This window comes from Ruegeria sp. CDSA020, assembly GCF_059612345.1.
This window is the reverse complement of the sequence record NZ_JBXWQK010000002.1, coordinates 234174-247027: the sequence shown is the minus strand read 5'-3', so window position 1 is coordinate 247027 and position 12854 is coordinate 234174. Positions and strand designations below refer to the sequence as shown.

Below are 12854 nucleotides of genomic sequence, written 5' to 3'. Positions count from 1 at the left end.
GAGGAAAGGACCCGTTATGCGAAGTGCGGCAGCAACCAAAGCCAGCGCTGTCCTGTCGACCCTGCTCTCAGTCTTGGGGGCAGGGATTGCCAGCGCAGAAGACGTGCCCAAGACTGGCGGCGTATCAATCGAACTCAGCTCTGCCGAAGCAAGGGGGCAAAACTGTCTGCTCAGCTTTGTCGCCGAAAATATGAATGAGGTCGACATCAACGGTGCGGTCTATGAAACCGTCCTGTTTGGCAAAAACGGTGCGGTCGCGTTAATTACCCTGCTGGATTTCGAAGAACTGCCCGCAGGCCGCCCACGGGTCAGGCAGTTTCAATTCACCGACATGGCCTGTGACCAGATCAGCCGGATTCTGTTCAACGGCGTGCAGGAATGCATGACCCAGAGCGGTAACAAAGATGCCTGTATGAATGGCCTCAGTCTAAAAAGCCGCCTTGAAACTGAGGTGATAGGATAAAGCTATGTCCGAAATGCTGCAAAAACTGATGGAAATCCTGCAATTAGGGGGCCCGGTGGTGGCGATTCTGATTGCAGCCTCAATCGCGACCCTCGCCTTGGTCTTTTACAAAATCTGGCAATACAAAGCGGCGGGGGTCGGCCGTCACGTCGAATTGTCCAGGGCGATCGACGCATGGGACCGAGAAGACCCCACGGCCGCCAGAATATACCTGAACAAAAGCCGTAGTTACCTGGCGCCGGTGATCGCAATGGCATTGTCCGGGAATGATCGCACCTTGTCCGAACGGGTCGATGCCGAGGCTGAGACGCGATTTGCAAAACTGGAACAGGGTCTCAACGTGCTGGATATCGTCTCGCAACTTGCGCCCCTGCTTGGATTGTTCGGCACAGTGCTGGGCATGATCGAAGCCTTCCAGACCCTGCAGGGGGCAGGCAACGCTGTTGATCCCTCGCTGCTGGCCGGAGGGATCTGGGTCGCACTGATGACAACGGCGGCGGGGCTGGCTGTGGCCATGCCGACGTCACTGATCCTGACCTGGTTTGAGGCCCGCGTGAACCGAGAACGCGTCTTTACCAACCGTGCGCTCAGAACAATCTTTGCCCCAGGCCATGCCGAGGAGACCGAGCAAACGGCAGGGGCGTCAATTACGGCGCTGGTACATGGCGCTTAATGTGCAAAGAAAGCGGCGCAAACGCCTGTCAATGACGTCGCTTATAGATGTCATCTTTTTGCTGCTGTTGTTTTTCATGCTGACATCCACGTTCTCAAAATTTTCCGAGATTCAGTTTTCGACGGCCTCAGTCGGCGGCGCGGAGCCAGGCCAAGCCATCCGGTTTATTAAACTGGATGCAGACCGAATTCTGGTCGATGGTGCGCCTGTACCATTGGCGCAGGTGGCCCCAATGCTGCTCGACGCCAAATCCCAAATCGCGCTCATCAGCCTCGGACCAAAAGCGACCTCTCAGCAGCTGATTGATCTGCTCATCGTGCTGGCACCTGTCGAAAACTTGCGCACTCAGGTTTTGGGCTGATGCAGTTGAAATCGAAGCCCAGACAAAGCCGAGAGCCAACCATCGCGCTGATCAATGTCGTGTTCCTGATGCTTATATTCTTCATGATCGCGGGCACCCTTACGCCGCCGCTCAACGGATCGGTTCAGCTTGTCGAAACGATGGATCTGGAGGGGCGCGAGCCACCTGATGCATTGGTTATCCGTGCGGATGGCACACTTGAATATCGCGGGGCAGAGCTGACCAATGCTGCGGCCTATGTCGAGCGGGCGGCTGTTGATCTGCCCCTTGATGCGGTTCGGATCGTGCCGGATCGATCCTTGCCTGCGGTTGCGCTCAAACAGATCAGCGATGACTTGCGCGGGTTGGGTGCAAGTCAGGTTTATGTCGTGACCGAAAGGGGATTACGGTGATAACCAAATCCCGCGCGGTGGTTGTGATTTCTGTCGCATTGGCCGTAGCGATACATGGCCTTGCGCTTTTGGATTTTTCGACCGCCGAACAGGTGCAGGTCGAAGGTGGCGGAGAGGAGAGGGCCGCCGCGCTGGGATCTGTATTCAAGGACTTCGTCGCCGGAACAAATGCACCAGCACCGGCCAGCACGCGCAAGAAACCGGCAGCACCTCATCGGTTGCAACCCAAGGCCCGCCCTGTCAAGCAGCAGCGCACAACGTCGCCGCAAACTCTCAGCCCGGTTGTGAGCAGCGCTACGGCCGCGACCGCTGTTGCGCCAAGCCCTCTCAGGCCTCAGGACGCTGAAACACCGAACAGACAGGGTGATGCTGCTTCGGTGTCGCCGACCGAGGATGCCAAGCCGCCGGAACCGAAGAAACAGGCAAGCAATCAAACTGCCACCGCGCATGGCAACGCGAAACAATCGGGGAAAAAAGGCGACGCCACCGGGAAAACCACGAAAGGCGCGGCAAATGTTGCTACATCCACGTCAGCGCTGACCGTATCCGGCAATGCTGACGCCAGCAACTATGCCGGACAGATTAAACGCAAGATTATCCGCGCCCGGAGAAAGAGCGCCAATATTCGAGGTGCCGCGTTGGTGGCCTTTCGAATAGCTGAGAACGGGACATTGCAGACGGTTGGAATAGTACGTAGTTCGGGATCAAAGCGGTTGGATCAGATCGCCCTTGCCCAGGTGAAAGCGGCTGCACCCTTCCCGCCACCTCCGGCAGGGGTGAGACGAGATTATACTTTCGAAATCATCGGGCAGCGATAGGTGTCATATCCGATCGAGCCAAAGGGCCCCTTCGTAAAGATGGGGACACGGCTGCGCTTTGCGCCATCATCTATGAACACCGGTGATCATGGCGACAATTTCGTTCTTGTCGGTCTCGGCAGTTGTCCTGACGCCTATCTGTTCACCCCGGCGTAAAATACAGATGCGGTCGGCAAGACGAAAAACCTGATCCAGGGAATGGCTGATGATCAAGATTGCCAGATTGCGATCCTTAAGTGACGCGACGAGGTCCTCAACCTTCGCAGTCTCTGCAACGCCAAGTGCTGCAGTGGGTTCATCCAGAAGGATCAATTTGCTGGCCCAATGGGTTGCTCGCGCGATAGCAATGCCCTGTCTTTGGCCTCCGCTCAAATCACGTATGGCTGCGCGCTCAGAGGGGATGCGCACGTCAAGCTGATCAACAAGGCTTTGGGTTTCGGCACGCATGCGTGCTTTATCGAGCAGTCCAAAAGGTTTGCGCGTCAGTTCGCGGCCCAGAAACATGTTCATATAAACCGGCTGTTCGTCAGCCAATGCGAGGTCCTGATAGACCACTTCAATACCATGTGATCGAGCCGCGCTTGCATCCGAAAAACCGACTTCTTCGCCGTCGAGCGCGATCTCGCCGCTGGTTGGTCGATGCACGCCAGAGATGATCTTGACGAGCGTGGATTTACCCGCGCCATTATCACCGACCAAAGCCACGATTTCACCGGGGTAGAGGTCCAGTGAAAAATTCTGGATCGCGACCACTCCGCCAAAAGATTTGTGGATTTGCTTGAGGGAAAGAACCGGAGTCATTGCGCAAATGCTCCCGGCCAGCTGACGTGGTCGCCAAAGCCGTTTTCGATTGAGGTAAGCTCTGGCATTCCGCTGTCTACGCCTTTTATCCCGGCAACCAAAGCGCGGGTCACAAAGGCCTGCCCACGAAAACCGAAGACAACCGTGTCGCCTGGTGCGGGGTTTTGATCGCTGTCGCTGTCGATCATGGCGTAGTAATCTATTGCGGAATAATCAGGAATTTCGACATTTCGCAGGGCTGACCGGCGGATTGTCGGGCTGTTGCCGACCAGCGCCCGAACCTGGTATTTCGGGAAAACCGGATCGATATAGAGCCCGCCGCCAAAGCAATAGGTTTTCCCGCCGTGATGGTGCGAGACCTCGGAAAGGTAAAGTACGGCGGGATCCTCAGGAAGGTCTTCTACCGCATGGAGAGGCGTCGTGCCATGTAGGCCATTGCCCGGTTCAACCTGCGTGGCCCCGGCTTCGGCTAATGCTGGAAGAACAGCTGAAGATGTCGTTCCGGGGGCATTGATTTCGATCTCCGTACGCCCAGCACGCGCCAGAGCTTCTGCAGCCATGTTGAGCGTGTGGAGGTTTGGGGTCGGCACAACCTTGCGGGCATCCTGGTCGAAAAGCAGGGCGGGAAAGGTTGTAATGCCTGCAAAGCGCCCGCCCTGCAGCGCATCCAAACGGTCGGCCACCGCCAGGATATCATTCGCGTCAAATCCCCCCTCGTGGCCACGATAAAACGTATCCCCTTCGGTCTGGATGCGCGCCATCAGTGCCTGTTCTCTCTCGGCCTGAGCAGAGGCGTCTGCCGCCTCTTTTGCCTTGTTGTCCGAGAATACCGTCCAATAGTCCGGGCGTAGTTTGGCCGCGGCGAAGAAAGCTTCTTGGCGGGGCACCTGTACAAGGTGACCCAAATGACCTGTCCTTAAGCCAGCGCGGTCACATGCCAAGGCACAGGCCATATCCACGGCGACGGACCGGCTGATGCCACCGCGCATGACCGCCTGACAAAAGCCGGAATGGCGGCCCACCTGTTTGGTCATGGCAAAAGTTGTAAGGCCATGCCCACGGGCCACATCAGAGAAAAGGCGCGCGTTGCGTTCGACGGCATCCAGGTCAAGCACATAGGCGTTTGCGGGGATCTTCCCTTGTTGATGCAAGGCCATGGCGGCCTCGATGAACTTGGGGTTGCGGCGTATGAGAAGATCAAGAAACATTGGGTTGCTCCGGTGTCTATCGGCGGATTTCGCGGAGTGAAATTGCTACGGCGATCAGTATGATCAGCCCGCGTACGATCATCTGGTCCGAGACCTGAAGCCCCATCAGGATCAGCCCGTTATTCAGCATTCCCATCATGAGCGAGCCCAAAAGCGCACCTATTATGGATCCCTTGCCGCCATTAAGCGCAGTGCCACCTACGATGACAGCGGCAATGACCGTCATCAGATCGCTTTCGCCCATTGTATATTTGGCGGCTTGAATACGCCCGGCATAGAGCAAACCAGCCAGCCCAGCGGTTGCACCGCACAAGGTTAGAACCATCAGCCGGATACGGGGAACCCTGATGCCAGAGACTTGGGCTGCGCGGGCATTGTCTCCAACGGCCAGAACGTGTGCGCCAAAACGTGTGTGTCGGTAGATGACATGGCCAATCAGCACTGCAATCACGGTCCAGATGACAAGTGAAGGTACACCAAACAGCTTGCCCGAGCCGAAGACCCCGGTGAAAGTCCCGTTAACGACAGGAATGGATCGCAGATCGGTCATCGAACGCGCAATTCCGGCAAATAAACCCATGGTGGCCAAGGTCACCAGAAATGATGGCAACCGCAGATAGGCCACCAATGCACCATTGAACGCGCCGATCAGAATGCCTGCGCCAAGCCCCGCTGCGACACCCAGGATCATTGGGCCGTTCTGCATCGCAACAGCTGCCGAGAGGGCTGCAACTGCAACGACAGAGCCAAAACTCAGGTCGATCTCTCCCGCTGACAGGGCAAAGACCAATCCGATGGCCATGATCGTGGCCGGGGCTGTCTGAAGGACGATATTTGTCAGATTCCGACTGGTCAGAAACCCGTCATCGTAGAGAGTGATCCCAAAAAACAGAAAGATCGCAAGAAAGCCGAAATAAATGACGCAGCGCTGTAGATCCAAGTCGCGCATACGTTGAAAAGCCTGTTCCATGGATGCCTCTGGGAATATCCGGTTGCGGCAGGTCGCCAGAGGCGACCTGCCCATCAGGTCTCTACTTCGATGTCAGACTGGCTGGTGCATCAATATTCAGCGAGTTTTGCCATCCATCGGCAACGTTGTCCGCTGTCACTGTCAATGCAGGGGCTACAACAAAGGATGGTACGTCCTCGCCCAGAAGGTCGAGCACGGCACTGGCGGCCATTGCACGCCCCAGTTCATAGGCTTCATCGGCAACAATCGCCGCGACATTGCCACCCTGAACCATATCAAGGGCAATCGGCTCTGACAGATCCAATGTCACGATCTTGGTCGAGGTGTTTCCGTTCGTCCGCAGCGCTGCAAGAATACCCTCTGCCGGACCAGCCCAGGTTACGTAGATTCCACCCAGGTCTGGGTTTTTCAGCAGCATCGCATTGGCAATCTCTTCGGCGCGCGCAGGATCAGATATGCCTTGTTCTGCAACGATTGTGATGTTCGGATAGTCGTTCTCAATCGTGGTCTTGAAAGCGTTGTCGCGCTGATTGGTTACGTAATAATCTGCGTCGTGATAAATCCATCCAACTGTTCTTTCATTGCCCATGGCAGCCGCAAGCGCATCCGCCGCTTGTTTGCCCATCTGAAACAGGTCATCCGTCACGATTGCCGCATAGTCGTCCGGGTGCTTGTAGCCGGCCGGCAGGTTCGAGAGGAAACTTAGGGCAACTCCGGCCTCTTTTGCCTCTGCAAATGCTGCGGCAGAGGTCACCGGGTCCAGAGGAAGCGACAGAATGATATTGGGCGATTTGGCCATGACCGTCTCGATATCGCTACGTTGTTTTGCAGCATCAAATCCTGCGCTTGTCACGGCAACGACCTCGATCCCCAGACGCGCAAATTCATCGCTGGCACCTGCTGTTACCGCATTCACAAAGTCGGATTGGTCATGCCACAGCAAAGCAGCTGAATATCCAGCCTCTTTCACCTTTTCGACATCATCATCAGCGACAACAACCATTGATGAAGGGGTGGCACTTTCCCCCGCTGGACCGATGGTTTCGGCGTATAAGCTGCCCGCCAGCGCGAACATCGCGGTAGCGGCAAATGTGCTTCTAACAAGTGACATGTTTGTCCTCCTCAGGTTGGATGCATTACGAGCGTGTCCGACGCACCGAACTGCGCTATGAAAAGCGCAAAGGCCCGGACGGCGGCGAGGTATTCTTCGACCTCAATTCGTTCTTTAAAAGTATGCGCCACGGCGATATCACCCGGTGCGCAGTAAACGGTTGGACAGCCGATCTGTTCTGTTAAAAATGGCATCTCAGACCAGTAGGGCGCGCCGCCGATTTCTACTTTTCGGGACAGAGTTTGCTGTACACAGTTCTGCAACAGGCGAACCGCCTCAGTATCGGGGTCGTTTTCAACTGGTGAGCCGCCCTTGGGATGATCACGACCGGCTGGGTAGTCGATGCACACCTCTATACCTGTAGGTAGGCGATCCAGGCCAAGCGCTATTTCCAATGCTGCTACTGCATCATCAAGCATTTCGCCAGGTCTAAGTTTCCGGATTAGCGAGAGCCTGCATTCTCCGGGCACTGCGATAAACCCGCCGCCATTGATATGCGTCACCAGAACAGAAGAGGCACCGACAAGGTCATGACGCGGGCCCGCGTTCAGTTCTTTTTCATGATCCCAGATTTTCGACAGAAGTGTATGCGTTGCTTTCAATGCATCGACCCCCAATTCGGGTCGGCCGAAATAAGCTGTTTTTCCAGTTATCGTGATCTCGGCGATAAAGAACCCGATCTGGGCGGAATAAATGTCCAAACTCGTTGGCTCGACATAGATCGCGAAATCAGGACGGGGGATTTCGGCGGACTTGATGCGTCCAACCAGATCTTTCGCCCCGGCGCTGACGCCGCTGCCAGGTTCACCGCTTTCTTCGTCACCGATGAAGGCAAAGGTCAGATTGGCTGAAGGCATAACGCCAAGTTTTTGCAGCAGGCGATACCCGGCAATCGCAGCGCAAATCCCACCCTTGAGGTCGCTTGCCCCACGTGACCAGATGTGCCCGTCCTTTTCGGTCGCGCCGAATGGATTTTTGCGTGCATCGTCTTCCCAGTATTCCTCCCAGCCCCGGACATGCACCGTATCCGTATGGCCCAAAATCATGAGGTTGGGTCCCTCCACAGAAGCAATTCCCCAGACATTTTCGCGTTCACCCGCGAAACAGCCCCGTCCGGTATTCAGCCCCAGGGCCATAAGTTGCTGGTCCAGAAAACGCGCAAAACGTGTTTCATTGCCCGTCACGCTTTCGATGGACAGGGCATCGCGCAACAGAGTCAGGTCTGCATCAGCATCCTGTTCTTGACGCAAGCGTTCTGAAAGAGCCTTAGCGGTCATGACATACTTGCCTTGAAGGTATCGAGCGCTGGAGGTGGTACGTTGATCTCGGCACCTTTCTGACCCTCGGCGAAAAGAGAAATATGTAGGTGCGACAGGGCTATAGACACACCTCCGGCAAGGGCAGCATGCGGACCCAGCTTTGAGGGCTGGATCTCTATTTCACGGGGGTAGCACTGGGCGGCAAAGCGTCTGATCCGGTGCATCAACTCGTCACGCGCGCCGATAGAGCCCCCCATCACGATAAGGGACGGATCAAGGACCGCTACAATCGACGCCGAAGCCCGCGCGATCTGATAAGCGACATTGTCCAGCGTTTGCTCGGCTGCTTTGTCGCCGTTGTTGGCAGCCTCAAAGATCGCAGGAACTGAGCAAGTTTTGCCCGTGAGCGTCCTGTATCCGCCAATGATTGCATCAGTGGCGGTTACGCGTTCCAGCGCGCCTATTTTATGGCTTTCCTTTGCAATGGGATCGGCACCAAAGGGAAGAAAACCTATTTCGCCAGCTGCACCAGATGCGCCGCGCAACAAAATACCTCCGACGACGATTCCTGCACCAATTCCGGTTCCGACGGAAACGAAGACCAGGTCATCCTGGTCGCTTCGATGATCCATCCAATGCTCGCCCAGAGCGGCAAGGTTCACGTCATTTTCGACAAGGATTTCTATCCCAAGCCGTTCGTTCAAAGTGCCAGCAAGATCAATCTGATCCAGCCCGGTTATGTTAGGCGCCATCAGGACCGCGCCGGTCCTGCTGTCCGGCACGCCTGGGACACCGACGACAGCTATTTTCAATTCGCCTGACGGGCATTGGGGGTCGTCTGCGGTTGCGCGAACCATACGGGCAACCTGATCGACCACTTGTCTGCCGCCGCTTTGTTCTGTCGGCTCTACGCGCTCGGCCAGAACGCGACCGGTCAGATCGCATAGTGCGACCCTGATCTTTGTTCCACCCAGATCGACGCTGGCGACCGTTGCCGCATCCGGAGCGATTTCATATACCACAGCGCGGCGTCCGACATGCCCCTCGGTCTGACCGACTGTCCGCACCCAGCCATCGCTTTCTAGGTTTCCGACAATTTCCGAGATTGTCTGTTTCGAAAGACCGGTCAGCTTCGACACGCTGGCGCGCGAAATGGGCCCATAGGTCGCAATCGCCTGAACGACCGCACTTTGAGACATTCGTCGAGAGATTTTCGTCTGCGCTGCCACGTCGATTCCATTTATTCGTTCTGTTACCGAACTAAATATGGAGTGCGATTTGAGTCAACCCCGTTTTTCTGCGCTAAAGCATGAAATACGAAAAATGAGCCTGCTGCGTCCGGGTTGAATTTTGGCTAAAGGCTTGGAAGCCGTTCTGAAATTCGGTGCTGGGTCAGAAGGTTTGGGTAAGGGTGCCCGAACCAGAAAGAATCTGATTGCGGGCTAAGAAAACCGGCTTATCCCAAGATGGTCTCGATCTTTTCAAGGGTCGCAATATTTACAGCCACGCCTTGTGTGGCCGAGGCGACGCGTTTTGCGCGTCGGCCATCGCCAGGCAAATGTGCATCGTCTTGCGATCGAATGGCACCGACGAGTTCCTCGATGCCCTGAGCAAAGCCACCCGACGACGATGTCGCCACAGGGTCGATCGCAATGAAAAACTGTCCGGTCTTAGGCGGATCGCCAGCGGTTCCGGAAAAGGGCGAGGCGTTGATGCCCAGAGTGGCCCCTGTAAGAGCGGCCGCCATAACTTCGGTCAGAAGGGCCACACCGACGCCCTTGTACCCACCAGAAGGTGCCATGGAGCCCTTGAGGCCCACATTGGGATCAGTGGTCGGGTTGCCCTCGGCGTCCAATGCCCACCCAACGGGGATTGGCTTTCCTTCTCTGGCATGTTTCATGACCTCGCTCTTGGCGATTGTACTGGCGCTTTGATCGATCAGCAGGGCGGGTTGCCCATCTGTACCGGGTACGGCAACGGAAAAGGGGTTGGTCCCTACAACCGGCTTTGCGCCACCCGATGGCGCGATCGAGGCTGGCGCGTTGGTAAAACCAAGCCCGACAAGCCCGGCCTGTGCCAGACGATAGGTGTGATAGCCCAGCACGCCGCAGTTATAGCTGTTGCAGATGCTCAGCACGGCAACGCCCTGTTCGCGCGCAGCGGTGATCAGCGTCTCATACCCGAGATCGATGGCTGAATGGGCAAATCCGGTTGCGGCATCTACGGTAACTACACTTGGCTTGGGCCGTGTCATGACCGGTTTGGCAAGCCCGTCGACCTTGCCACATTGGACATGCTCACAATAGATCGGGATATAGGCCAGCCCATGGCTTGCCACGCCGTCCGCCTCGGTTGCCGCGGTCGCAACCGCCAGCGGGCGGGCGTTTTCCGGTGAAGTCCCCGCAGCAACAAGCGCGCGAAACGACAGGTCTTCGATTTCGTTCAGAGTAAGGGTCCGGGTCTCGGTCAAATCAGTACCTCATCAGTCATTATCAGAAAGCCCGGCCCCTGCACCCAGCAGGCGGGATTCCTCGGTTGCGGGGGCATAGGTGCGGTGGGCAAAGCGATTCAGCGTTGCCCAAGCCTGATCAGTCGGGGCGGCGCGGGTCTGATGTGGGCGGGGGCCTGTGCGCTGTTCCCCCAGCGAAACCACCACCCTGCGCGCCTGGGCGGGTAAAGTATCTGGGGTCGACACCGAATACCCATCACATGCCGCCAGATGCCCATCACAATCAAGCACCACACAGCCCTTGAGTTCACGTGCCGCATAGGCAGCAAAGGGCAGTAACAGGGCAGGGATTGCAATGTTGGCCATCTCAACCGGTCCGGCGCGCAGCTGTTCGGCACAATCCGACAGCAAGGTGCCAGTGGCCAGAGGGCACAAAGCGCCCTTGCCCTGCCATGGGCCCTGCATCGCATCTGGTCTGTGATCTGCCGGCGCCGCAGCCAAACCCAAGTCCAGCAGGTGGGCCAGCTCTGCCGTCCCGTCCAGCCCATGCCCGCACAACCAGCGTGTGGCCTTGGCGGCCTCTTCTGCCAGACCCCAGGCATACCCGGCCCCTCGGGCAGCGCGTTTAGAGGTGGCTTCGATCTCGTTCAGTGAATAGGTCATTGCGGCAACTCCGGATAAACCCACAGATCGGCATTTTCCGGCGTTAGCTCATCAGGATATGGTGCGCCGGAATACATGCAGATCCGCACCCAGCGGTCCGACCGGGGGTCAAAATGCGTTGCCCCAAAAAACGACAGCTTGGCCCGCAGCATGTCGATAGGCAGGACAGTGGCGCTGATCGTATTGTCGTGGATTTCACCATAGGGGGCTACTCGGCTCATTTGAGCGCGGCGCAGGGTGTGACGATGTTCAGGATGGCGCAGCAGAAACTCTGCAACGGAGGAGCGAGTATCCCATTCGGCAAGCGCCTTATACGCCATCGCGGCGTCACGGGCCGGGGCAAGGGGCTGTTCGTAACCGGCTATCGGTTCCTCAAAGCGCTCACCCAGTCGCGGCTCCAGCTTCTCCTCGGAGACATACCAGGCCCGCGCACAGTTTTCCGCTGCGTTCCAATCCAGATCCAAGGCCCAGCCAAAACTGTTACTGATCAGATCGCGCGCAGCGCCTACCGACATTGATCCATCAATCACATGGGCACTTGAATTGCTGTCGGCCATACAACAGCTCAGCCCATCGACCAATTCGCTATAGGGCTCAAGGATAAGCGAGGCGAGCAGTTCCTGGCCCTCCTCGCTCAGCGCGGATTGCGACCACAGGATCAACCGATCCCAGGGTTGGTTCTGCGTCAGATCATCCCTGTCCAGATACCCAGAGATTGCCTGCAGATCGTTGTTGAGCGCCGCCAGCTTATCGCGCTGGACCGGATGCTCAGACTGCCACCAGGACATTGAGAGTTTGCTACGATCATAGATGCCACGGAATTGACGGGCCTCATCTTCCGAGGCGGTCAAGAGCGACCGTACGCGGGCGATGGCTTCCTCTCGCGCCATGATCCAGTTGTTGAACAAGATCGGATGGTTGACGATGAACGGTGCCATGCCCAGACCTGTGGAATTGCCAATGCCGAGCCAACTGGCGATCTGAGGATCTAACTGCGCGGTTTGATCGCCGCCCTTCACTTGGGCCATATGCTGCACCAGATCGCGCACAAAGGTCCGGGTCAGGTAGACCGACAACATCTCGGTCTGGAACGGGCCGTTGACCTCGGGGCGACTGGCTGTTTTCTCGCGATCTGCAGCCCCAAACTTGCCGGAACCATACACGGCGGTTGTCCGCATCAGGTAGCCAACCTGATAAATCTGTTCCAGATCGGGTTGTTGACCAGCGGCCAGACGGTCGACCACATGTGCCCACAGGCGGACTGACCGGTTGGCGCGCGACAATGACAGTTCTGACTCGCTGACGCGACCGGCCTCTTGCACTGGTACGTTTTGCGACAGGCGGTGAATATCATCCGCCGTCGGAATGCCGTCAAATAGCGCGAAGGTGGCATCCCAGGCCTCGGCGATGACCCGGTCCGAGCGTTTTTCGGGCGGCAGATCATGGGCAAACGCCACAAGAGAATATGCGTGATCAGGGCCTTGCGCGGTATAGACCGCATGGCCAACGCCGTGTTCGTCAATCTCGAACGCAGGGCGGGAAAAACTCCAGTTTTCCTGCGCCATACGGCGGGTCAGTTGCCGCATGAAGCTGAGACGGCATTGATGCAGCGAGCCCAGCCGCGACAGCCGCATGACCATCGCGGGATCACGTCTGACATTTTCAGTCTGCACGCGTGTATTCATA

At 57.1% G+C, this 12854-nt stretch carries 14 protein-coding genes; 5 read left to right on the top strand and 9 right to left on the bottom strand.

Annotated elements, in window-relative coordinates; translation table 11 throughout:
* Window positions 1-16: 16 nt before the first annotated feature.
* Genes AC2FJW_RS04215 through AC2FJW_RS04195 form a run of 5 tightly spaced genes read left to right on the top strand, consistent with a single transcriptional unit; the run spans window position 17 to window position 2707 of the window.
* Entirely contained in the window at window positions 17-463 is a 447-nt protein-coding gene (locus AC2FJW_RS04215) for a hypothetical protein (protein WP_496749302.1), read from the top strand.
* A gap of 4 nt (window positions 464-467) precedes the next feature.
* Window positions 468-1136 (top strand): MotA/TolQ/ExbB proton channel family protein, encoded by a 669-nt coding sequence (locus AC2FJW_RS04210; protein ID WP_496749301.1) that lies wholly within the window; start codon window positions 468-470, stop codon window positions 1134-1136.
* A 31-nt stretch (window positions 1137-1167) separates the two neighbouring features.
* Window positions 1168-1497, top strand: a complete 330-nt coding sequence (locus tag AC2FJW_RS04205) for a biopolymer transporter ExbD (RefSeq protein WP_496749300.1) — start codon at window positions 1168-1170, stop codon at window positions 1495-1497.
* Window positions 1497-1889, top strand: coding sequence for an ExbD/TolR family protein (locus AC2FJW_RS04200; RefSeq protein ID WP_142637739.1), 393 nt, complete (start codon window positions 1497-1499; stop codon window positions 1887-1889). The genes AC2FJW_RS04205 and AC2FJW_RS04200 overlap by 1 nt, the downstream gene beginning before the upstream one ends.
* Window positions 1886-2707: an energy transducer TonB gene (locus AC2FJW_RS04195; protein WP_496749299.1), complete on the top strand. Its 822-nt coding sequence runs from the start codon at window positions 1886-1888 to the stop codon at window positions 2705-2707. The genes AC2FJW_RS04200 and AC2FJW_RS04195 overlap by 4 nt, the downstream gene beginning before the upstream one ends.
* Before the next feature lie 66 nt (window positions 2708-2773).
* On the opposite strand, the gene AC2FJW_RS04190 is transcribed toward AC2FJW_RS04195, so the two are convergent.
* The 9 genes from AC2FJW_RS04190 to AC2FJW_RS04150 form a co-directional block, all read right to left on the bottom strand.
* Window positions 2774-3508: an ATP-binding cassette domain-containing protein gene (locus AC2FJW_RS04190; protein ID WP_496696699.1), complete on the bottom strand. Its 735-nt coding sequence runs from the start codon at window positions 3506-3508 to the stop codon at window positions 2774-2776.
* On the bottom strand, window positions 3505-4716 hold the full coding sequence (locus AC2FJW_RS04185; RefSeq protein ID WP_496749298.1) for an alanine racemase: 1212 nt from the start codon (window positions 4714-4716) through the stop codon (window positions 3505-3507). The genes AC2FJW_RS04190 and AC2FJW_RS04185 overlap by 4 nt, the downstream gene beginning before the upstream one ends.
* A 16-nt stretch (window positions 4717-4732) precedes the next feature.
* Window positions 4733-5740 (bottom strand): ABC transporter permease, encoded by a 1008-nt coding sequence (locus AC2FJW_RS04180; RefSeq protein ID WP_271949969.1) that lies wholly within the window; start codon window positions 5738-5740, stop codon window positions 4733-4735.
* 7 nt (window positions 5741-5747) lie between these two features.
* Window positions 5748-6797: a substrate-binding domain-containing protein gene (locus tag AC2FJW_RS04175; RefSeq protein ID WP_496749297.1), complete on the bottom strand. Its 1050-nt coding sequence runs from the start codon at window positions 6795-6797 to the stop codon at window positions 5748-5750.
* Between the two features lie 11 nt (window positions 6798-6808).
* Window positions 6809-8074 (bottom strand): M20 family metallopeptidase, encoded by a 1266-nt coding sequence (locus AC2FJW_RS04170; protein WP_496749296.1) that lies wholly within the window; start codon window positions 8072-8074, stop codon window positions 6809-6811.
* Window positions 8071-9255: an ROK family transcriptional regulator gene (locus tag AC2FJW_RS04165; RefSeq protein WP_496749295.1), complete on the bottom strand. Its 1185-nt coding sequence runs from the start codon at window positions 9253-9255 to the stop codon at window positions 8071-8073. The genes AC2FJW_RS04170 and AC2FJW_RS04165 overlap by 4 nt, the downstream gene beginning before the upstream one ends.
* 257 nt (window positions 9256-9512) lie before the next feature.
* Window positions 9513-10526 carry an Ldh family oxidoreductase gene (locus AC2FJW_RS04160; protein WP_496749294.1) on the bottom strand — a complete coding sequence of 338 codons (1014 nt, stop codon included), beginning with the start codon at window positions 10524-10526 and terminating at the stop codon, window positions 9513-9515.
* A 12-nt stretch (window positions 10527-10538) separates the two neighbouring features.
* Window positions 10539-11168: a DUF3726 domain-containing protein gene (locus AC2FJW_RS04155; protein ID WP_496678016.1), complete on the bottom strand. Its 630-nt coding sequence runs from the start codon at window positions 11166-11168 to the stop codon at window positions 10539-10541.
* Window positions 11165-12853, bottom strand: coding sequence for a hypothetical protein (locus AC2FJW_RS04150; protein ID WP_496749293.1), 1689 nt, complete (start codon window positions 12851-12853; stop codon window positions 11165-11167). The genes AC2FJW_RS04155 and AC2FJW_RS04150 overlap by 4 nt, the downstream gene beginning before the upstream one ends.
* Window position 12854 lies beyond the last annotated feature (1 nt).